Raw genomic sequence first — 21,189 nt, 5'->3', positions numbered from 1 at the left:
GCAATCCGCTCGATTCACCCGAACCGCCCAGCCCGTTCCAGCTCGACGCCGACACGCCCCGACACGCTGAAACCGTTGCCACTTCGTCGCAGGGACAACGGCATTGGACGACCGCTCGCCGAACCCACAGAACCGCGGCCACGGATCCCTCCGGGACGCCGGCCACCGCCTCGCGCATCCGTGCCCGTCGCGCGCCGAGCCGATTCGTCGGCGTGACCCATGCGCCGTACCGGTCCCGGGACCGTCGCCCGCGGCTCAGCCGGACGCGCTCACCGTCCACGGGTCGGTGCGCAGCGTGGAGACCCTTGTCTCGAGGTCGGGCAGCGCGCGGTGGACCAGTGATTCCGCCTGTGCGCACCAAGGGAACTCGGTCGCCCAGTGCGCGGCGTCGACCAGCGCGGGGCCGCCCTTGCGCAGATGTTCGTCGACCGGGTGGTGGCGCAGGTCGGCGGTGACGTAGGCGTCGACGCCGAGGCGGGTGGCCGCGTTCAGGTAGGAGTCGCCGGCCCCACCGCATACGGCGACGGTGGAGATGGTGCGGTCCGGGTCGCCGGCGGAGCGCACGCCCCACATGGTGGGCGGAAGGGCGCTCGCCACACGATTCGTGAATGCCCGCAACGACTCCGGTTCCGGCAGGGTGCCGATCCGGCCGATGCCGCGCGACGAGGGCAGTACAGCTCGTTCGGTGATGTGATAGGCCGGGTCCTCGTAAGGATGCGCGGTGAACAGCGCGGCGAGCACCGCCGAACGCGCCGCGGGCGGGGCCACCACCTCGAGGCGATCCTCCTCGACGCGCTGGAGTTCGCCGGGCGCCGCACCCCCCTCGGCCATCGGACGGAACTGCCCCGTCGCAGGTACCCGCAGCGCGCAGTCGCGATAGTTCCCACCTCCGCCTGCTCCTGCGGCGAAAAGGGCGGCAAGCACGGCGTCGGTGTGCGTGCGGGGCACCTGGACTACCCAGTTGTCCACGGCGGACTGTGGTTTCGCATCCAGCGGGCCGGTCACGGTGAGCCCTAGGGCCGCGGCGAGCGCGTCGGAGACGCCGGGGTCGGCGGAGTCGGCGTTGGTATGTGCGGTGAACAGGGCGCAACCGGAGCGGATGAGCCGGTGCAGCAGCGCGCCTTTCGGCGTGTTCGCCGCGACGGTGTCGACGCCGCGCAGCAGCAGCGGATGGTGTACCACCAAGGCCTGAGCGCGCCAGTCGATCGCCTCGTCGACGACGGCCGCGGTGGCGTCGACCGCGAACAGCACCCGCGTCAACTCGTCGTCCGGATCACCGCAGACCAAGCCGACCGAGTCCCACGACTCGGCCAGCGCGGGCGGGTAGGCCGCGTCGAGCACCGCGATGAGATCCGCCAGCGTGGTCATCGTCCACCTTCCTTCGCTTCGGTCATGCCCGGTCCATGGATCCCGGCGCCGATCGGCCTTCATCCCCGCTGTGAGGCGCAGTGCCGACCATCCGGTCCCGGAGCGGATCCTCAGTGTGCTCGTTCACCCGCTCGGGCACGACCGGCACCCGCACCGAGCCGCCATACGACCGGCACGGGACGCTGATCACACACCTGCCGATCGAATCGCGGCGACCAGCCGGTCGACCTCGTCGGCGCCGCGCACCGCGACGCGCAGGTGGTCCGGGCCCAGACCGGGAAACGTGTCGGCACGGCGGACCGCGATCCCCTGGTCGGCGAGGTGCTTGCGAAGCAGTTCACCGTCCGCGACGCGCAGCAGCAGGAACGGGCCGTCGGCCGGGGCATGGACATGGACGCCGAGGCGCGTCAGCCGTTCGATCATCGCGGTACGGCCCAGGGCAAGGGTCTCGGCGTGGCGGTCGGCCTCGGCCACGGCCGCGGGGCTCGCGGTCGCCATGATCGCCTCCACCTGCAAGGTGCCCAGCGGCCAGTGAGCGCGTCCGTGGGCGAGGCGCGCCAGGATGGCGGGTGCGCCGAGAAAGTAACCGCAGCGCAAGCCCGCGAGCGCCCACGTCTTGGTCAGACTGCGGAGCACGAGCAGATCCGGTGCGGGGTCGGCGGCGAGGGACTCCGGCTCACCCGGGACGGCGTCGGCGAAGGCTTCGTCGACCACGATGGTGCGACCGGGCCTGCGCAAGGCGCGGATGGCGTCGGCCGGGTGCAGTACCGAGGTCGGGTTCGTGGGATTGCCGAGCACCACCAGGTCGGCGCCGTCGGGCACCGCGACGGGATCGAGCAGGTATGGGGGCTCCAGGACCACCCTGGCCACCGGGACACCGGCCTCGCGCAGCGCGAGTTCGGGCTCGGTGAACGACGGATGCACCACCGCGGCCAGACGCGGCGCGAGGCGGGGCAGCATCGCGAACCCCTCCGCCGCGCCCGCGAGCAGCAACACCTCGTCGGGAAGCCGGCGGTGCCGGGTCGCAACCGCGCGGCGGGCGGCATCGGCCTCCTCGGCGCTCGGATAGCGGCCCAAGTCGGACAGCCGAGCCGCCAAACGCTGCCGCAGCCACTCCGGCGGGGCGACACCCTGGACGTTCACCGCGAAATCGAGCATGCCGGGGCGCGCGTCCACGTCGCCGTGGTGGCGCAGTTTCGCGTGGTCGACGCGGTCCTCGGGCACGAGACCACACCCTACGTGGCGAACCCGTAGCGGCACCGGCCAGAATGGCAGTCGTGGGTCAGCTGCACGTCTCGTTCGTCTGTACCGGCAACATCTGCCGCTCTCCGATGGCGGAAAAGATCTTCGCGGTGCATTTGTACCGGGCCGGACTGGCCAACCGAGTGCGAGTGAGCAGCGCGGGCACCGGGTCCTGGCACGCCGGCGACGACGCGGACCCGCGCACCACCGCGACGCTGCGCAAGTACGGCTATCCGACCGGCCACGTCGCCGCCGCGTTCGGCGCCGAGCACCTCGACGCCGATCTCGTGATCGCGTTGGACCGCTCACACCAGCGGGAACTCGCCCGCCTCGGCGTCGCGCCGCAGCGGCTGCGGCTGCTGCGCACCTTCGACCCCACCGCCGACGGCCAAGACGTCGCCGACCCCTACTACGGCGACGCCGCGGACTTCGAACTCGTGCGCGACCAGATCGAGGCAGCCGTCCCCGGCCTGCTCGATTGGGTGCGCGCCGAGCTCGACACCGCCGCCGATCCGCCCGGCCTGCGACCTGTCCCAGACGGAAGATCCTGATGCGCAGGCTCGCCTTCCTGTTGCGCCCCAGCTGGCTGATCCTGGCGGTGCTGGTCGCCGCCTTCGCCTACCTGTGCTTCACCGTGCTCGCGCCCTGGCAGCTCGGCAAGAACACGGCTACCTCACACCGCAACCAGCTGATCACCGACTCGGTGAAGGCCGACCCCGTCGACGTCACCGCAGTGCTCTCCGACACGAATACCGCCACCGAGTGGCGGCGCGTCACCGCCTCCGGAAGCTACCTGCCGGACTCGACGGTGCTGGTGCGGCTGCGCCACCTCGACGGCGCTCCCGCCTACGCGGTGCTGGCGACGTTCCGGCTGGACGACGGACGCGTCCTGCTCGTCGACCGCGGGCTGGTCTCGGCGGTCGACGGATCGCGCCCACCGCAGATCCCCGAGCCGCCCGCCGGACCGCAGCGCGTCGAAGCCAGGGTCCGGATGTCCGAGGGAGTCACACCGGGCAAGGACCCCACCGTCCAGGACGGCTACCGCCAGGTGTACTCCATCGACACGGCCCAGGAATCCGCCGTCCTGCAACAGCCACTCACCCCCCTCCCGACCGGCGAACGCGGCGGCTACTTGCAGCTGAGCGAGAATCAACCCGGCGCCTTCACCCCGACCCCGCTCCCCCAGCTCGATGCGGGTCCCTACCTGTCCTATGGCCTGCAATGGCTGGCCTTCGGCATCATGGCCCCGCTCGGCCTCGGCTACTTCATCTACGCCGAGATCAGGGAGCGGAGGAAGGAAAAGGCCTCCGCCGCGACGCCTCCCGCCGAAGCGACTCTTGCTGGACCGACCGAGGCGAATCAGCCGACCGCACCCGCCGCTCCCACGACCGAGGCCCGCCTCGCCGACCGCTACGGCCGCGGCCGCGGCTGAACCCGGACCCGGCCAGCGCACCCCAGAGCCGCGCGCTGCCATCGCAGAGCGCGACGAACATCAGCGGTCCTGCGCCGTAACGGGCCGGTGCCGCTGGCGCGCGGAGTCCAGCTCTCGGCGCCAGGTGGTGCCTTCCTCGGCCAGCCGCCGTTGCAGCGTCCGTGGTCCCACAGCCAAGCGGCGAGCAACCGATTCCAGTGAAATCGTGTCGTCGGCCCGAGACGCGTCTATCGCAGCCGCGACCCGCTCGGACCATGCGGATCCGCTGGCCGGTTCGCTCAGCCTGCGTTGCCGGAACTCGCGGGGTGTCTCGCCGTACCGCGCTTTGAATGCGGTGGAGAACCAGGTCTCGGTCAAGCCGCAGCAGGCCGCCACCTCGCCGATGGTCGCGGTCTGTCCGGGCCGGGTGAGCAGGTCGCGTGCGGCACGCAGAGCCGCGTCCTGTCGCACCTCCCGATACGTGGTGCCGGATTGCTGTAGCGCGAAACGCAGTTGCCGGGGTGACCACCCGAGAGCCGCCGCCACGGCCGGCAACCGCAGGTCCCCCACCCCGATGTGCTGCCGCACATACTGGCGGACGGACTCGGCCACTTCGGACAGATGACCCTGCTGCGGACGCACATCCCCGATCGACAACATGCAGAGCAGCTCACCGATGCGGTCGCAGACGGCGTCGAACTCGCGGCCCGTGAGATGGGCTTGCTCGGCATGGGTCGCACGGATCATGGTCTGCACCACCCGGCCCAGGCCGGATCGCATGTCCAGCGCCGCCGACGGTGGCCCGTCGGGTGGCAGCCGGCGATCGATCTCCATGCGCGGTACCCGGAACGCATACGCGACCGAGGACGGCATGTGCAGCCGCCACGTCCGATCCAGTCTCATCAGCAATGCGTGACCGGGCGGGAGCCGCACCACCGTTTCGCTCTCGACAGCAGTGAATACGCCCTGCCGCGGGAAGACCGCCCAATAGAAGTCGTCGCGACCGCGGCGGGTGTGCGACAACGTCCGGGAGACCACCTTGTCTCCGCTCTGGTCCGTCCGCAGCAGCGTGTATGCGGCGGTGTCCTGAGCGGTCAAATGGGCCCACCACTTGTGCGGAGCACGATATCTGTGCCCCATCGGCAGGAAGCTGTCGCTGAGCGCGGTCCACTCCTCCGCATCGTCCACGGTCAGCTCGGAATACCTCACAATGACACCTCGATGAGACTGTGCCTGCGCCGCCGCCCGGCGCTACGCGCTGGAGTCGAGGAGCACCGGCAGGGTGAGCGGCCCGCAGGTGATGAACTGCGGACTATAGGGAATCACCGCGGGGTCGCAGGCCAGGCGCAATCGCGGGAACCGATCGAACAAGGCCGACAACGCTATCCGGGCTTCCAGTCTGGCCAGATGCGCACCGAGACAGAAATGTGGTCCCCGGCCGAAAGCCAATTGGTCTCGGAAGTCGCGGTCGATATCGAAGATGTCCGCGCCCGGGTAATGATCGGGATCCCGCCCGACGCCGCCGTACCAGCCCACGATGGCCCCAGCGGGAATATCGACACCGGCGATGGTGACGTCCCGTAGCGCGTAGCGGTTGAACATGTTGCCCGCCGGGGAGCGGAAGCGCAGCATCTCCTCCACGACATCCGCCCACCGGTCCTCGGCGCGGGCCTTGGCCAGCTGCTCGGGATGGGCGCACAGGGTGACTACCGCATTGCCGAGCAGATGCACCGTGGTCTCGTGCCCGGCCATCAGCACCAGCCACAACATGTCGACCAGCTCTTTGTCGGCCAGACCGTTGTCGGCATTGGCCTGCAGCAAGGCGGAGGTGAGGTCGTCAGCGGGACTATGGCGTTTGCTGTTCAGCAGCTCGGTGAGATAGCCGATCAAGGCGCCCATCGCGGCATGAATATGCTCGGCGGTACTGAGATGCGACATGATCGTGGCAGCCCAGCCCCGGAATTGCCGTTGATCCGATACCGGCACACCGAACAGCTCGCAGATCACCCGCACGGGAAACGGCATGGTGACGTCCTCGACGAGGTCGACCTCGCCGGTGGGATCCGGAATGTCGTCGATGAGTTCGGTGACGATGCGCCGGATCCGGGGTTCGAGCGCGGCGACCCGGGCCGGGCTGAAGGCTTGGCCGATCGTCTTTTTCAGCCTGCGATGATCGGCGCCGTCCAGATTCAGCATGTGATCGATGTCGGTGAAGGCGCGCATCGGCCAATCCGCCGGAATCGTGCCGTCCTGCAGCGCCGGGCAGTTGCGTGCATTCTTGCTGAACACCGTGCCGTCAGCGGCGAGGATCTCACTCACCGCCTGGTAGCTCACCGCGATCCACGCCGAGACGTTGCCGGGTAGTTCGATCGGAACCACGGGCCCGCGTCGGCAGATTCGATCGAACGTATCGAACACCGGCTCGCCAGCGGTCGGCAACTGAATGACGGACTCGGTCATGGTGTCTCCCAGGGTTCGGTCGGTCATACGAGACCGTGTCGGGGTGTGCCCGCACAGTGTCGGTCGCGGTTGTGCACCGGAACGTGCGAACCGTAATTCGTTGCCTCGCAACAGAATTTTGACGCCGCCGTACCAAAGTTCGGGTTGCTTCGCGAATCTCTTGTGCTGGTCCACGACCGGCACTCCGCTCACCGCAGGCGGCGGCGAACACATACCACCCGCGGTGCCGGCCGGCAGTCGTCTCGAGTGCGAAGGCGCCGGTCGGCAGGTATTTCGACGTGGCCGGCCGGTGTGCCGCGGATTGCCCGTTCCTCCGCGATCAGAGCGAGGATGCCGGCGCCGGTCAAGATCGCCTCGGCTCCCGCGGCAGAACCGACGCTTCGTTCGGCGAGTGTCAGGCACAGGCCATCGGATGCCATCCGGACGATGGCGACCGGGAACAGTCTGCGCACCGCCGCCACGATGCCGAATCCCGCACGCCACTGGGTGATTCCGGCGGGAGCGACCACCCCGGCCGACTCGTCGATCGGACTCGGACAGGCGATGCCGACCGCGGTGATCTCATCGTCTCCGGCGACGTCGAGCAGGAGATCCCGGCAGGCGTCCCAGACCCCCTCCGCCGGTACCGGTATCCGCCGGATATCCCGCGTACCGATGCCGACGGCCACCCGGCTCGCGGCGAATCCCGCCGAACCGATCTCCAAAGCTAGAACTGTCATGAATCAGCCACCACCACCAGGTCTTTCGGCGTCGTCGGGCAGCCCGGGTAACTGGATGGCCGTCTCGGTCACGATGCCTCCGTGGTCGATCGAATGTTGTTCCGGCGAGCGTGCACTTGCCGGAACAGTGTCGACCGCAGAGGTCTATCGATTCATTCGAACGCGCATTCTGTGCCGCCGAACGCAGATTCTCTGCCCCGAAACGAAAACGGGTGCACGGTCAGCGAGCTAGGTGGGTCGGCAGTAAGCCTTTCCAGAAGCCGGGTTCAGAAGGAGGCTTCGCGGCGGCGAGGGCGGCGGCGAAGACAGTGGCGGTGAGCTGCACGGCTTCGGAGAGGCGCACGGCACGGCGCAGGTCGTGGACCGTGGGGGCGGGGCCGTCGCCGAGCAGTGGACGCATTTCGGTGCCGTGCGGGTACTGGGTGCGGCCGCCCAACCGGACGCCGAGCGCGCCCGCCATCGATGCCTCGACCACGCCCGCGTTGGGGCTGGGATGCCCGGCGGCGTCGCGGCGCCAAGCCCGCAGTGCCGCCGCGGGACGTCCACCGACCAGCGGTGCGAGCGCGGCGGTGAGCAGGCCGGTGAGGCGGGCTGGGAGCAGATTGGCGACGTCGTCGGTGCGCGCGGCGGCCCAGCCGAAGCGACGGTAGCGCTCGTTGCGGTAGCCGACCATCGCATCGAGGGTGTTGATCGCGCGATACCCCAGCAAACCCGGCACACCCGCCACGGCACCCCAGACCACCGGAGCAACGGCCGCATCGGAAGTGTTCTCGGCGATGGACTCGAGCGCGGCACGCGCGAGGCCGTCCGCGTCGAGCACGTCCGGGTCGCGACCGCACAGCGCAGGCAGCAGCGCGCGAGCGCCGTCCAGATCGCCTGCCGCCAGCCGATCGGCCATCGCCCGGCCAGTGCCCGCGAGGCTGCGACCACCGAGGACGGTCCAGGTCGCGACCGCGGTCGCGACGACTCCGCCACGCCGCGCGGCCGCCCCGAGCCCGACCACCGCGCCGACCGCGAGCGCCTCGTGCACCAGTCCCGCCGCACGCCGGTCGGCATAGGTCACCGCTTCCAAAGCGGTCGCCGCCGAACCGAATCCGGCCACCGGATGCCACCGCCTGGGATCGCCGAACACCCGATCGAGCGCGAATCCGAGCAGCAGCCCGACTGCGGTGGAACTCCCCTTCTGCACCCGGCGAGAGTATCGGGTGGCCGCGGCGACCCGCCCGCACACCATCCCGTCCCCCCACGTGTCACACTCTGTTCCCCTGCGTCGTCGATCTGGTGACGCATCCATAGACTCGCCCTGCGGGGCCGAACGACGAACGGCGAACAGCAGTGACCTCCGAGCAGTCTTCCCCTGAGCCCCTCGACCAAGTCGAGCTGGCCCGGCGGTTCGAGGAGCACCGACCGTATCTGCGCCGACTCGCCTACAGCACGCTGGGCAGCCTCACCGACGCCGACGACGTGGTGCAGGAGGCGTGGTTGCGGTTGCAGCGCCAGTACCAGGCGGGCACCGCGGGCGAAATCGACAACCTGCTCGCCTGGCTGTCCACCGTGACCGGTCGGCTCGCGCTCGACCATCTCGGCTCCGCCCGCGTGCGCCGCGAACAGTATGTGGGCGAATGGCTGCCGGAGCCGGAGGTCACCACCTGGGACGACCCCGCCGACCGGATCACCCAGGACGAGCGGGTCACCACCGCGCTGCTGGTCGTTCTCGAATCCCTGTCTCCGGCCGAGCGCACCGCGTTCGTCCTGCAAGACGTCTTCGGCATGAGCGGCCCGGAAGTCGCCGAGGTGGTCGGCCGCACCCCGGCCGCGGTGCGCCAGCTGGCCTCCCGAGCCCGCAAGCGAGTCGAGGACGGCACCCCGCGCTTCCCCGCGTCACCGGACGAGCAGAGAAAGGTCGTGTCCGCCTTCGCGCTGGCCTGGCGTTCCGGCGATCTCGGCGCTCTGCTCGGCGTGCTCGACGCCAAGGTGAGCCTCACCGCCGACGGCGGCGGCAAGGTGCCCGCGATCCGGCAGCCCGTGCACGGCGCCGAACTGGTCGCCAAACTGCTGCTCGGCTGGTACCACGCGCCATCGGCCGTGGGCGCCTGGGGGCGCGCGGTGCTGGTCAACGGCCAGCCCGGCCTGGTGGTGTTCGACGGCACGCACACCGGCGTCTTCTCCTTCACCGTCGACGACGGCCGCATCGTCGCGATCGACGTGGTCCGCAACCCGGACAAGCTGCACGACCTGCCCACCACCGGTCAGCCCGACTGGTACCTGGGCGAGGGCCGGACCGAGCACGAGTAGCCGCCCAGCGGCGAGCGCGGACCGCCCCGCTCGCCCAGTTCAGCCCGCGACGCCGAGCGGACGCGAATAGCCGTGCGCCGCGGCGACTTCTGCCGAGGCCAGGCGGCCGGCGTCGGCGGTGAGACCGTGGGCCAGGTCGGGGTTCGCGGAGCACGCGTCCTTCCAGCCCAGTTCGGCGATCGCGCGAACGTAGGGCAATGTGGCGTTGGTGAGCGCGATCGTCGAGGTGTGCGGCACCGCGCCGGGCATGTTGGTGACGCAATAGAACAGCGAGTCCGCCACACGGAAGGTGGGATTCGAATGCGTCGTCGGCCGTGAGGCGGCGAAGCAGCCACCCTGGTCGATGGAGATGTCCACCAGCACCGCGCCGGGTCGCATACCCGCGACGAGATCGTCGGAGACCAGTCTCGGCGCACGCGCGCCGGGGACCAGCACCGCGCCGATCACCAGATCGGCCGACAACACCGCGCGCTGGATCTCCGCGGCGTTCGACGCGATCGTGGTGACCCGGCCGCCGAAGCGGGCGTCGAGGTCGCGCAGCCGCTGCAGGTTGGTGTCCAGCACGCTCACCCGGGCGCCCATCCCGACGGCGACCACGGCCGCGTTCGAGCCGGCGACCCCGCCGCCGAGCACGACCACCTCCGCCGGGCGCACCCCGGGAACACCGCCGGGCAGCAGTCCGGCGCCGCCGAGCGGGGCCATCAGGTGGTAGGCGCCGACCTGCGTGCCGAGTTTGCCCGCGATCTCGCTCATCGGGGCCAGCAGCGGTAGCGACCCATCGGCGGCGCGCACCATCTCATAGGCGACGGCCGTGATCCCCGAACGGAGTACGGCGTCGGTGCACTCGCGCGAAGCGGCCAGGTGCAGGAAGGTGAACAGCACCTGGCCGCTTCGCATGCGCGGATACTCCTCGGCGATCGGCTCCTTGACCTTCAACACCAACTCGGCGTCCCACCACACCTCCTCGGCGTCGGCGACCAGCCGCGCTCCGGCCGCGGCGTACTCGGCGTCGGGGAAGCCCGAGCCGATGCCCGCACCCGCCTGCACCAGCACCTCGTGTCCGTGCCCGGCCAGTTCCCCGGCGCCCGCCGGAGTCAGTGCCACCCGGAATTCTTGCTCCTTGACCTCCCGTGGTACTCCGATCCTCATACCGCCATCGTCGCCCCGGGGCCGGGCCCGCGCCACGACCGACGCGCCGATCGCGCACGGCGACCACCCGGTCCGGTTTTTCCCGCGACTTTCTCGGCACGTTGCCCACCTGGGGCAAGCGACCGCCCTCGGCTCAGACGGTGGCGACGCGACCCAAGGGGGGAATGCGCAACTGCTCGGCGCGACCGGCATAGCGGAACACGCGGGACAGGTGGTCGAGCGTTTCACTGAAGTGCGCCCACCCATCGCCGTGGACCGGGACGATCAGGGCATCACCGAGCACTTCGGCGGCCAGCAGGGCGGTGCGCGCGTTCAAGGTGGCGTCGGCGTCGCCGAAGATACCGATGTTCGCGGCGCCGACGTTGAGCACGGCGATATCGATGCGGCCGATCCGCTCGACGATCCGCTCGACCACCTCCACGGAGGCGTTGTCCCCCGAGACGTACACCGTCGGCTCCCCGTCGGCGCGCAACACGAACCCGGTGACGATTCCGGTGATCGGTTCGCATCCCTCGGGGCCGTGCAGGGCTGGCACTCCGGTGACCTGGACGCCTTGCACGGTGACGGTCTCCCAGTTCTCGAGTCCGCGCACACCGTCGATCCGGGTGGCGGCGCCTGGGGTGGACAGCACGGCCGGCACGGTGGTCAGGAATTCCCGGCCGCTGACGTCCAGGTTGTCGGCGTGTTCGTCGTGCGAGAGCAGCACGACGTCCACCGGGCCGACCTCCTGCGGTGACACCGCGGGCCCGACCAGTTTGTGCAGGGTGACGCGCCCCGGGTAGTCGCCCGGCTGGTCGAAGGTGGGGTCGGTCAGCCAGGTGCTGCCCGCGTAGCGGAACCGCAGTGTGGGGCCACCGACGTGCAGGACTTCGAACGCGGTCCGTTCGATGGTTTCGCTCGCGACCGCGCCGCCCTGACGCTCGGCTCGGTCTTGCGGGATGGAGATCTGCTCACTCATGCCGTTGATCTTGTCGAGCCCGAACGTACACCAACAGTGGCCCGCGAGCCCCCTACCGCTAAGATCAGGCCATGCGCACCGTGGCCGTCATCGCCTTCGACGGAATCAGCCCGTTCCACCTGTCCGTGCCCTCGCTCGTTTTCGGACGGGTAGGTGCGGGCGGCGCTGCGCCGTACCAGGTGGACGTATGCGCCGAGCAGCCCGGAATGCTGCATACTCCCGCAGGTTTCGACATCGATGTGCGCCACGGACTCGAAACGCTCACCCGCGCCGAGACGATCGTGATTCCGAGCTGGGAGCCCGGCATGCCAATGTCCACCGAGCTGCGCTCGGCGCTGCACACCGCACACGCGGGCGGCGCGAGGATCGTCGGCCTGTGCCTCGGCTCCTGGGCGGTGGCCGCCAGCGGCTTGGCCGACGGACGCGAGGTGACCACACACTGGGCCGCCGCCGCGGACCTGGCCCGCGCGTTCCCCGCGGTTCAGGTCCGCGCCGACACCCTCTGGTCGGACCTGGGCGACATCGTCACCTCCGCGGGCGTGGCCGCCGCCCTCGACTGCTGCCTGCACCTGGTCCGATGCGATCTGGGTAGCAAAGCGGCAACCGAGCTCGCCCGAGTCCTGGTCACCGCTCCGCACCGCAGCGGGTCACAGGCGCAGTACATTCCGGTCGCGGTCCCCGAGGCCACCGACGACGATCCGATCGAGCGCGCCATGGTCTGGGCGCGAACACATCTCGGCGACCCGATCGACCTGGACAGCTGGGCACGGGTGGCGCTCATGTCGCGGCGGACCTTCACCCGCCGCTTCCGCGACCGCACCGGCAGCAGTCCGCAGCAGTGGTTGCTGCTGCAACGCGCCGACCGCGCACGACTGCTGCTGGAATCCACCGCCGACTCCGTGGAACGCATCGCCACCGACACCGGCTTCGGCACGGCGGTGAGCCTGCGCCACCACTTCCACCGCATCCTCGGCACCAGCCCGGCCGCCCACCGCGCCAGCTTCCAGGGACACGGTTAGGCCTCCGCCTTCGCTCCGGCCACCCCAGCCGCCGCCCCGGTCCACACGCGGACTGGGCGCCCGTTAAGTTCGTGATCATGCGGATTCAGCTGGGCGAGTATGCGCCGGAGATCGAGGAGAGCGCGTGGATCGCGCCGAACGCCACGGTGATCGGCCGCGTGCGGCTCGCGGGCGAGGTGAGCGTGTGGTACGGCGCGGTGTTGCGCGGCGACCTGGAGGGAATCGAAGTCGGCGCCCGCAGCAATATCCAGGACGGCTGTGTACTGCACGCCGACCCGGGCTTCCCGCTCACCGTCGGCGCCGGGGTCTCGGTGGGACACAACGCGATCCTGCACGGCTGTACCATCGGCGACGACGTGCTGGTCGGCATGGGCGCCACCGTTCTCAACGGCGCCACCATCGGGGCGGGCAGCCTGATCGCGGCCAACGCGCTGATCCCGGAGGGCGCGCACATTCCGCCTGGCTCATTGGTGGCGGGCGTGCCGGGCAAGGTCCGCCGGGAACTCGGCGCCGAGGAGCAAGATCGCATTCGCCTGAATGCGACTGTCTACATAGCAAATACGGCTCAGCACCGCACGGCAAATGCGGTGTGATACAGAGCACATTGATCAAGTGTCCAGCAGAAATCGCTGATAGCATTCAGCCAGCGTGCCCGGCGACCCGGGCTCTCCTGTCGACGCGGTTGTCGTGCGACTTGTAGCGCAGTGGGGAACCCACCCGGGTCGGTGGGTGGGCGAGCGTGCAGGCAGGAGGTATCACGGTGTCGTACGTGCAGTCGGGTGTGCATCGGCCCAAGGGCAGGATCAGCATCGCCGACATCGCGGCCCAGCCCGGTGGAGTCGAGGCACTCCAGCGCCGGGTTCATGAATTGCGTTCCCGCGGCGTGGATTTCGCCGCGAATGCGATCGAGAAGGAAATGGCCGAGCTGGATCTGCCACGCCAATGACTTCGACGCCACGGTCACCGCGGTCACGATGCCGCGCTGACCGTGGCGAGTCCGGCCGTGGTGTGCTGATCCAGCGCCATCAACGCGGCCCGCACCCGCACCGGTTGCCAACCACCATCGAGTCGCCGGATGCGCACCGTCCCTTCGGTGCGATGCCGTGCCAGCTCACGTGACATGGTTCTCGCCGCCTCCAGATCGTCCGGATGGATTTGCGGCGGCGGCTGACCGGGGAGGTCCTCCCACGCGATGCCGGGCATGGGCGCGCCGATCCACCGGATCAGCCGCAGCGAGCGCAGATTGACGATCGCACGGTATTCGCCGGGCTGCGCCGACGCTTCCAGCAGGGCGTACTCCAAGATCATCGGCGGCGGCGCGGCGGAGACCGCCATGGCGGAGCCGATGTCCTGGGTCACTCCGCGCATGAGCACCTGACGCGCGCCCGAGTCGTCGCGCTCCTCGACTATCCGGCAGGCGAAATGCCCGGCACGCAACGCGTCGTCGTCGCGCCGGATGGTCCAGACCGCCTGATGTTCGGTGCCCGGCGCCGAGTTGACGATCTTGGCCAGCGCTTCGCTCTCGTCGCGGTTGGTGACCAGCCGGGTGAACGCACCGGCGATAGCAAGCTCGGCGGCACGGTTCTCCGGTGCGACACCGTACAGGTCCAGCAGATCGATGCTGCGCACCGAGCGGTTGGTGGTGAGATTGAAGTACCACGCCCCCATCGGCTCGGGAGACGTGACCGGCTCCCGCACCGGTCCCACCCACAGCCGCACGCCGTGTACGCGCCCCGGCGCGATGAGCAGCGGTTCGGCGCGCACCGTGCGTCGACCGTCCAGTGAGACCCGTGCGACCGGCGCACCGGTGGCGCACGCCTGCCGCAGCGCCGACTCCGCGTCGGCCCGCGACAAGGGATTGCGCAGGATATTGGTCAGCGGCACGAACGACTTCGGCGCGGTTCCCAGCGCGATGACCAGCCCTGGAAATCCCGAAAAGCATTCGACCAGAATCCATTTCGTCGTCATAGAACACTCCCCCGCGCCGGCCCGCCCCCGGCATTCCCTTCGTCGATAGTCTCCTGTATGGTGAGATGCGTTCGGCCAGTTGCCATTCCGTCAATACCCGTCCTGTCCGAATGCCGTGCGCGCGATCAGGAACGGAATACCATGTCCAGCACCCGTTCGTGGTACGACCCGGCTATTCGTGTGACCAGATCCACAACAATGGCGTCCAGGCCGACCAGCACCTTCGCCTCGCCGCGCGCGACACCGCGCAGGATCGTCCGTGCCGCCGCGGCAGGACTGGTCCGCGCCACCCGGCCCTCGAATCGCCGCACCATCTGAGCCGCGTCGACACCTGGCGCGACGCTCGCCGACCGCGCGATGCCGGTGAGCACACCGCCGGGATACACGCCGGTGACCCGCACGGTCCCGCCCGCCGCTCGCATGTCCTGGCGCAGCGAATCGGTGAACCCACGCACGGCGAACTTCGCCGCGCTATAGGGCGCGTGCCCTGCCACAGCCATCAACCCCAGCGCCGAGGACATATTGACCACGTGCGCGCGCTCGGCCGTCAGCAGATGCGGCAGAAACGCCTTGGTGCCGTTGACCACACCCCAGAAGTCGACGTCCATCACTCGTTCGAAATCGCCGAAAGGCGACTCGGCCACGCTCCCGACGTGCAGGATCCCCGCGTTGTTGAACAGCGCCTCGACCCGCCCGAAGTGCGCGACCGCTTGCTCCGCGTGCGCGAGCACGGCCGGCCGATCGGTGACGTCCACCGTGCTCACCATCGGCTCCCGGCCCGCGGCGGCGCACAGCGCCCCGGTCTCCGCGACGGCCTCCGCCGACTTGTCCGACACCGCCAGCCACGCTCCCGCACCGGCCAGCGCTACCGCCAACTCCCGGCCGATACCCGAGCCCGCTCCCGTGACCGCCACTACTCGATTCGCGAAATACCCCATCGCCCAACCCCTTTCCGCGCCAGCCGATGGTGCGGCCGAGCACCGATCACAGGCTAGCCAGTCGAATCTGGACATGCGACCTGCTGATCCGGACCGACGTGTGCGCGCGTCGACCCGACCGGGCGGCTCCCGCTCGCCGCCGCACGGGGTTCGGCAATGCCCGGTCACGCTCGGCCGACCCAATGAAATAATGAACGTCCCGTCCGCACCCGTCGCGATGCCGCGCCCCACCGGCCACGGCCTGGGCGCGCCGAACATACTGGAGATCCGATGCCCACCCTCTCGCCCATGCTGCAGCGCATCCTGGAGAAACCGGTCGCCGACGGCGAAAAGCTGCTGGAAAGCGCACTCTCGGCGTTTCTGGACTTCGGCATCAAGCGGACCAGCATGGGCGAGATCGCGCGCCGCGCGGGGATCAGCCCGGCCACGCTGTACCGGCGCTACGAGTCGAAGAACGACCTCGTCGAGGCGGTGAGCGTGCGGGAGGCCCAGCGCTTCGTCGCCGCCATCGACAAGCGGGCGCAGACCGTTTCCGGCACCGAGGACCAGCTGGTGGAGATCTTCGTCGCGTTCATCACCGCCGTCGCGGGCAATGAACTGCTGCGCAGGCTGCTGCGGACCGAGCCCGACCTGATCCTGCCCCGCCTCACCACCGACGCGGGGCCGATCCTCGCCGTCGGCCGCGACTATCTGGCCGGCAAGCTGCGCCAACTACGGGATGCCGGTGGGGGGCACGATTTCGACGCCGACCTGGTTGCCGAGATCATGGCCCGGCTGGCGCTGTCGCTCGCGCTCACCCCCGACGGCCTGATCCCCGCCACCGACCAGGATGCCGCACGTGAGTTCGCCCGCCGCACCCTGCTGCCGATGGTCGGCGTCCAGCTCAGCGCGTAACCGGACGCCGAACGCGGCGGCGACCCGCTCGTCCAGCTCCGCCTGCGCCGCCGGGTCGGGCACGCGGCCATCGACGAACTCGCGCACCAGCTCGATCACGTCCGCGGACCTGGCGTTCTCCGGATCCGGTACCGGCAGCCGCGACACGTACTGCGTGATCCAGCGCCTCCTGCCCGAGTACAGCCGATTGCCGCAGACCGCGTCGTAGTACCGCAGGCCGAGCGCCGAATTGGCCACGCCCATCAACAGATACGCCAGCCGAATCGCCTCGGCCGGCGCGCGGGCCAGATCGGGCAGCGAGATCCAATAGCAGTCGCCGTTGACCACCGCGCCCGACCGGTCCAGCGCGAAACGCGGACGCTCGCTGATGTCCGGGAACACCAGTTTCGGCTCCCGCCACAGATCTGGACGCTGCGGAACCCAGATCTCGAACCACTCGCGACCACTCTCGGTGACGTAGCGACGACCGGCGAGCGTCTCCTTGTTGGCCAGCAGATACGCGGCGGCGGCGGGGAATTCGGTGAGATCGACCGGGGTGCGGCGGGAGCGCGCGACATCGTAGGGGTACAGCACGCGGATATCGCGTCCGCGCGTGGCCCGCCAGGGCGCGAGGTCATGGTGGGTGATCAGCGCGAGCAGCAGTTCGGGCTCGGGACACGGGTCGGCCTCGGCCCAGCGGTCGGAGATGAACACGCGGTCGGCAGTCGTCTTGATGCCGACCCGGATGCGCGCCACGTCGCCGAAGCTGCGCCAGGTGGCCATGCCGATGCGGGTCAGCCAGGAGTCGACCGCGTCGTGCGACATGCGCCACGCGATCTCGGGTTCACGCGTCCCGGGACTGCCCGGATTTCGTCCCATGACGGGTCGGCGCTTCCCATTGGCGGCGACCGCGATCTGTGTACCGGCGTCCAGCACGGCGTTGCGCATCCCCGGCGGTTCGCGCCCGGTGACCAACCTGCCGACTTCGACGACGAAGGTCCGCCCGTTGTGCTCGACAATCGAGCCGTGTTCGTCGGTCAGAGCTTCGAAAAGTAGCCTTTCACAAGGCATTTCGCCATCCACCTGGTAGGCGGAGACGTACCGGCAGCCGTCGCGGTAGCTCTCGCGCCGCGCGATCGTGATCGCGGGCAGGACGGCGGCGGTGAAGAGTTTGGTGTCGCCGAGGTCGTACAGCTCGACGGGCGCAAGTTCGGTGAGCAACAGGCTGCGGATGTTCGCACCGGCTTTGGTGGTCAGAAAGCGGTTGGCGCACAGCAAGCCGAGCGCACCGCCGGCCGTCAGCAACCGCGGCAGCGTCGCGACGAACGGATGGGTGAGGTCGATCCGGCCGCGCAGACCGAACCGCTTGCTCAGCAGTCGCGCGGTCGATCCGCCGAGCTGCTGGGTGCGCACGTACGGCGGGTTGGTGATCACCGCGTCGAACGAGCCGTCCGCGAGCTCGGCCTCGACCGCGAGGAAGTCGGCGCCGCGCCAGGTCGCGACAATTCCTGCCGCACCGGCGCGTTCGCGCGCCACCGCGAGCGCGGCCGCGTCGAGGTCGTAGCCGGTCAGCACCATCCGGACGCCGGGGAATCGCACCGCCGCCTCGGCATGCAGGGCGAACAGCAGCTCACCGTCGCCGCAGGCGGGATCGAGTACGCGCAGCAATCCCGATGCCGGCGGCGTGACATGCCGCAGCAGCCGCTGCGCGAGGAACCGGGCCAGCGCGGGCGGCGTGTAGTGCCTGCCGTGCCGTTTGCGGTCCCGCGCGGCGGTGGCTTCGGACGCCATATCGGGATTCTGCCTCGTCCGGGCCGGGCGATCGCGGCAACGCGGGCAACCGGCCCCTGGTCGGGCGCGTCGCACCGCATGTCTCCTACCTTCCCCAGCGCAGTGTTCGATGCTAGCGTTTGGTCTCGAAATAGGACCACAGGGAGAGGGTTGGGACATGACGGCGACGACGGAGGAGTTCGCGGCGCTGACGCGGGTGCTCGACGAGCGGTGGACCTGCAGGCAGTTCCACCCGCAGCCCGTGGCACGCGAGACCATCCAGGCTTTGCTGCGGCTGGCCCAGCGGACGCCGTCCTGGTGCAACACCCAGCCCTGGCGGACCGTGGTCACCGAGGGCGCCGGGACCGACCGATTCCGGAAGGAACTGCTCGAGCACGTCGTGACCGCCACGCCCACACCGGATTTCGACTTTCCCGCCCAGTACACCGGGGTGTATCGGGACCGCAGACGCGAATGCGGGATGCAGTTGTACCAGAGCGTCGGCATCGCCAAGGGCGATCACGAGAAGACCATGCGGCAGGCCGTACGGAACTTCGAACTCTTCGACGCCCCGCACGTGGCGATCGTGACCAGCGAGGCGGACCTCGGCGTCTACGGAGCGGTCGACTGCGGCCTCTACATCGGCAGCTTCCTGCTCGGCGCGCAGAGTCTCGGTCTCGGCGCGGCGCCCCAGGCCGCCTTGGCCTCGTACGCTCCCTTCATCCGCGAGTACTTCGGCATCCCGGATCACCGCAAGGTGGTCGCCGGAATCTCCTTCGGATACCCCGATACCGACCACCCCGTCAACGGCTTCCGCACCGCGCGCGCCGAACCGGACGAAGTCATCACCTGGTTCGCCGACTGAGATCGATCAGCGCGCCGCCCGCGCTAGCGCGCGCCGCCCGCAGCCTTCTCGGCTCCGGTGGCATCGAGCAGACCGGGCCCAGGCTCCGGGTCGACATCCCGTGCGGTCAATTCGCTTCCGCACGAATCGCATTCGAGCCGCACATGCGCCTCGCCGGCGCACTCGTGGTGGCGGTAGCGCACCGGAGGTCCCTCGGGCGCCATGTAAGCGTCGCCCCAATCGCGGATGGCCAGCAGAATCGGGTAGATGTCGTGGCCTTTGGCGGTGAGGCGGTACTCCTCGTACGCGCCGACAGCGGCCTTCTGCTTGACCAGGATGCCGTGATCGATCAACCGGTCCAGGCGATCCTGCAACCGGCTGCGGGAGATGCCTAGTGCGCTCTGAAAGGCGTTGAAACGCCGGATGCCGGAGAAGCAGGACTTGAGAATCAGTAGAGTCCAGCGATCACCGAAGATCACGAGTGGGCGCGTGATCGAGCACGGCAGATCGGCCAGTTCTTCGTAGCGCACTCCCCGATGCTACCGAGCGCCACACCGCGTTCGTCCTCGTGAGATCTCACTATGCGGCTACCCGGTGCCCCACAACGCGAAGCGGGCCCCAGGGTGCCCTGGAGCCCGCTTCGGCGCAGTGATTCAGAGGGGGATGTTCTTGTGGTGGCTCGCGCGGGCCGGAGCCGCGGCGAGGGCCGCGGCGAGGGTGCTGCGGGTCTTGGCCGGGTCGATGACCTGGTCGACCACGCCGATCGCAATGGCGCGCTCCACGCCGCCGGCGATCCGCTCGTGTTCCGCGGTCAGCCGCTCGTGCAGCGCTTCACGCTCTTCCTCCGGCGCGGCCGCGAGGGCCTTCTTGTGCAGGATGCCGACCGCGGCCTTGGCGCCCATCACGGCCACCTCGGAGCCCGGCCACGCGTAGACCGCTGTCGCGCCGAGCGCACGGGCGTTCATCGCGATGTAGGCGCCACCGTAGATCTTGCGGGTGACCAGCGTGACCCGCGGAACGCGCGCCTCGGCGAACGCGTGCAGCAGCTTCGCGCCGCGACGCACCACGCCTTCCCACTCCTGGCCGACACCCGGCAGGTAGCCCGGCACGTCGGTGACGACGACCAGCGGAATGCCGAACGCGTCGCACAGCCGCACGAAACGGGCCGCCTTCTCGGCGCTTTCGGAGTTCAGGCAGCCGCCCAGCCGGATCGGGTTGTTCGCCAGCACGCCGACGGTGCGGCCGCCGAGCCGACCGAGGCCGGTGACGATGCTGCGGGCGTACAGACCCTGCAGTTCCTCGAAGGTCGACTCGCCGTCGACGTTGTCGAGCAGCTCGTGGATGATCGGCTTCACGTCGTAGGCGCGCCTGGCCGACTCCGGCAGCATCGCCTTCAGGTCGACGTCGCCGTGCTCGGCCGCGACCAGGTCGAATTCGCCCTGCTCGGCGAACATCGACACCAGGCGGCGGGCGCGGTGCAGCGCGTCGGCCTCGTCGTGGGCGACGATGTGGGTGACGCCGGACTTCTTGCCGTGCGTCTCCGGGCCGCCGAGGGTGGCCATGTCGACCTGCTCGCCGGTCACGCTGCGCACCACGTCCGGACCGGTCACGAAGACGCGGCCTTCCGGAGCCATGATCACGATGTCGGTGAGTGCCGGGCCGTAGGCGGCGCCACCGGCGGCGAAGCCGAGCACCACGGAGATCTGCGGAACCAGGCCGGACGCGCGAACCATGGCCTCGAAGACCTGGCCGACCGCGTGCAGCGCCTCGACGCCCTCGGCCAGGCGGGCGCCGCCGGAGTGCCAGAGCCCGACCACCGGGACGCGGGAGTCGATGGCGGTGTCGATGGCGTCGACGATGTGCTTGCAGCCCTCCACACCCATCGCGCCGCCCATGACGGTGGCGTCGGAGCAGTAGGCCACGGTGCGAACACCGTCCACCTCACCGATGGCAGCGAGCACACCGGACTTGTCCCGCGGATGGAGCGGAAGAACGGTGCCGGGGTCGAAGAAGCGCTGGAGTCGACCCAGCGGATCGCGCGGGTCGGTGGCGGTCTCTTGGCGCAACGCGGGAGCGATGATTGTCATCGGCGTTGTCTCCTCACTAACGGAGTATGTGCCGCTGCCGCGGCTGCGTATGAAGAACTACGGCGGGGTCGAACCAGGTCACCTGGCC

At 69.7% G+C, this 21,189-nt stretch carries 20 protein-coding genes and 1 pseudogene; 8 read left to right on the top strand and 13 right to left on the bottom strand.

Annotation, left to right across the window (positions count from 1 at the left end):
• Positions 1 to 255: 255 nt before the first annotated feature.
• Both IU459_RS18975 and cobC read right to left on the bottom strand, forming a co-directional pair.
• Entirely contained in the window at positions 256 to 1,368 is a 1,113-nt protein-coding gene (locus IU459_RS18975) for a Nif3-like dinuclear metal center hexameric protein (protein WP_195130871.1), read from the bottom strand.
• Positions 1,369 to 1,554: 186 nt separating this feature from the next.
• Positions 1,555 to 2,592 (bottom strand): Rv2231c family pyridoxal phosphate-dependent protein CobC, encoded by a 1,038-nt coding sequence (gene cobC / locus IU459_RS18970; protein WP_195130870.1) that lies wholly within the window; start codon positions 2,590 to 2,592, stop codon positions 1,555 to 1,557.
• A 44-nt stretch (positions 2,593 to 2,636) separates the two neighbouring features.
• On the opposite strand from cobC, the gene IU459_RS18965 reads away from it, so the two are divergent.
• Positions 2,637 to 3,161 (top strand): low molecular weight protein-tyrosine-phosphatase, encoded by a 525-nt coding sequence (locus tag IU459_RS18965; RefSeq protein WP_195130869.1) that lies wholly within the window; start codon positions 2,637 to 2,639, stop codon positions 3,159 to 3,161.
• Positions 3,161 to 4,042, top strand: coding sequence for an SURF1 family cytochrome oxidase biogenesis protein (locus IU459_RS18960; RefSeq protein WP_195130868.1), 882 nt, complete (start codon positions 3,161 to 3,163; stop codon positions 4,040 to 4,042). Before IU459_RS18965 ends, IU459_RS18960 begins: the two co-directional genes overlap by 1 nt.
• Before the next feature lie 60 nt (positions 4,043 to 4,102).
• Here IU459_RS18960 and IU459_RS18955 read toward each other — a convergent pair whose 3' ends face one another.
• From IU459_RS18955 to IU459_RS18940, 4 genes are all read right to left on the bottom strand, one after another.
• On the bottom strand, positions 4,103 to 5,230 hold the full coding sequence (locus tag IU459_RS18955) for a helix-turn-helix transcriptional regulator (protein ID WP_195130867.1): 1,128 nt from the start codon (positions 5,228 to 5,230) through the stop codon (positions 4,103 to 4,105).
• A 42-nt stretch (positions 5,231 to 5,272) separates the two neighbouring features.
• Positions 5,273 to 6,481, bottom strand: a complete 1,209-nt coding sequence (locus IU459_RS18950; protein ID WP_195130866.1) for a cytochrome P450 family protein — start codon at positions 6,479 to 6,481, stop codon at positions 5,273 to 5,275.
• Between the two features lie 188 nt (positions 6,482 to 6,669).
• Positions 6,670 to 7,200: an ROK family protein gene (locus IU459_RS18945; RefSeq protein ID WP_195130865.1), complete on the bottom strand. Its 531-nt coding sequence runs from the start codon at positions 7,198 to 7,200 to the stop codon at positions 6,670 to 6,672.
• Between the two features lie 220 nt (positions 7,201 to 7,420).
• Positions 7,421 to 8,434 (bottom strand): cobalamin biosynthesis protein, encoded by a 1,014-nt coding sequence (locus IU459_RS18940; RefSeq protein WP_195130864.1) that lies wholly within the window; start codon positions 8,432 to 8,434, stop codon positions 7,421 to 7,423.
• Between the two features lie 101 nt (positions 8,435 to 8,535).
• Here IU459_RS18940 and sigJ point away from each other — a divergent pair, with 101 nt between their 5' ends.
• Positions 8,536 to 9,495, top strand: coding sequence for an RNA polymerase sigma factor SigJ (sigJ, locus tag IU459_RS18935; protein ID WP_195130863.1), 960 nt, complete (start codon positions 8,536 to 8,538; stop codon positions 9,493 to 9,495).
• A 39-nt stretch (positions 9,496 to 9,534) separates the two neighbouring features.
• Here sigJ and ald read toward each other — a convergent pair whose 3' ends face one another.
• Positions 9,535 to 10,644 carry an alanine dehydrogenase gene (ald, locus tag IU459_RS18930; RefSeq protein ID WP_195130862.1) on the bottom strand — a complete coding sequence of 370 codons (1,110 nt, stop codon included), beginning with the start codon at positions 10,642 to 10,644 and terminating at the stop codon, positions 9,535 to 9,537.
• A 133-nt stretch (positions 10,645 to 10,777) separates the two neighbouring features.
• Positions 10,778 to 11,602 (bottom strand): MBL fold metallo-hydrolase, encoded by an 825-nt coding sequence (locus IU459_RS18925; RefSeq protein WP_195130861.1) that lies wholly within the window; start codon positions 11,600 to 11,602, stop codon positions 10,778 to 10,780.
• A 71-nt stretch (positions 11,603 to 11,673) separates the two neighbouring features.
• Here IU459_RS18925 and IU459_RS18920 point away from each other — a divergent pair, with 71 nt between their 5' ends.
• The 3 genes from IU459_RS18920 (at position 11,674) to IU459_RS18910 (ending at position 13,567) form a co-directional block, all read left to right on the top strand.
• Positions 11,674 to 12,621 (top strand): GlxA family transcriptional regulator, encoded by a 948-nt coding sequence (locus IU459_RS18920; RefSeq protein ID WP_195130860.1) that lies wholly within the window; start codon positions 11,674 to 11,676, stop codon positions 12,619 to 12,621.
• Between the two features lie 77 nt (positions 12,622 to 12,698).
• Positions 12,699 to 13,214 carry a gamma carbonic anhydrase family protein gene (locus IU459_RS18915; protein WP_195130859.1) on the top strand — a complete coding sequence of 172 codons (516 nt, stop codon included), beginning with the start codon at positions 12,699 to 12,701 and terminating at the stop codon, positions 13,212 to 13,214.
• Positions 13,215 to 13,381: 167 nt separating this feature from the next.
• Positions 13,382 to 13,567 carry a hypothetical protein gene (locus IU459_RS18910; RefSeq protein ID WP_067470133.1) on the top strand — a complete coding sequence of 62 codons (186 nt, stop codon included), beginning with the start codon at positions 13,382 to 13,384 and terminating at the stop codon, positions 13,565 to 13,567.
• A gap of 23 nt (positions 13,568 to 13,590) precedes the next feature.
• Here the strand turns inward: IU459_RS18910 and IU459_RS18905 are convergent, their stop codons facing one another.
• The gene (locus IU459_RS18905) at positions 13,591 to 14,589 is read right to left on the bottom strand and encodes a GAF domain-containing protein (RefSeq protein ID WP_195130858.1); all 999 of its coding nucleotides are present in this window, start codon (positions 14,587 to 14,589) and stop codon (positions 13,591 to 13,593) included.
• Positions 14,590 to 14,714: 125 nt separating this feature from the next.
• A complete protein-coding gene (locus IU459_RS18900) occupies positions 14,715 to 15,527 on the bottom strand; it encodes an SDR family NAD(P)-dependent oxidoreductase (protein WP_195130857.1) in 813 nt (270 codons plus the stop codon).
• A gap of 270 nt (positions 15,528 to 15,797) precedes the next feature.
• Here IU459_RS18900 and IU459_RS18895 point away from each other — a divergent pair.
• Positions 15,798 to 16,316: pseudogene (locus IU459_RS18895) on the top strand (TetR/AcrR family transcriptional regulator); the annotation flags it as partial.
• Here the strand turns inward: IU459_RS18895 and IU459_RS40520 are convergent.
• Positions 16,239 to 18,191: an Eco57I restriction-modification methylase domain-containing protein gene (locus IU459_RS40520; protein ID WP_440446507.1), complete on the bottom strand. Its 1,953-nt coding sequence runs from the start codon at positions 18,189 to 18,191 to the stop codon at positions 16,239 to 16,241. The pseudogene IU459_RS18895 and the gene IU459_RS40520 overlap by 78 nt on opposite strands.
• Before the next feature lie 157 nt (positions 18,192 to 18,348).
• Between IU459_RS40520 and IU459_RS18890 the strand changes: the two genes are divergently transcribed.
• Positions 18,349 to 19,035: a nitroreductase gene (locus tag IU459_RS18890; protein WP_195130855.1), complete on the top strand. Its 687-nt coding sequence runs from the start codon at positions 18,349 to 18,351 to the stop codon at positions 19,033 to 19,035.
• 23 nt (positions 19,036 to 19,058) lie between these two features.
• On the opposite strand, the gene IU459_RS18885 is transcribed toward IU459_RS18890, so the two are convergent.
• Both IU459_RS18885 and IU459_RS18880 read right to left on the bottom strand, forming a co-directional pair.
• Positions 19,059 to 19,544 (bottom strand): winged helix-turn-helix transcriptional regulator, encoded by a 486-nt coding sequence (locus IU459_RS18885; protein WP_195130854.1) that lies wholly within the window; start codon positions 19,542 to 19,544, stop codon positions 19,059 to 19,061.
• A gap of 123 nt (positions 19,545 to 19,667) precedes the next feature.
• A complete protein-coding gene (locus IU459_RS18880; protein ID WP_195130853.1) occupies positions 19,668 to 21,101 on the bottom strand; it encodes an acyl-CoA carboxylase subunit beta in 1,434 nt (477 codons plus the stop codon).
• Positions 21,102 to 21,189: the final 88 nt, after the last annotated feature.

The organism is Nocardia amamiensis (assembly GCF_015477605.1).
GTDB lineage: Bacteria > Actinomycetota > Actinomycetes > Mycobacteriales > Mycobacteriaceae > Nocardia > Nocardia amamiensis_A.
The sequence above is the reverse complement of the archived record's forward strand: the minus strand, read 5'-3'. Positions and strand labels throughout refer to the sequence as shown.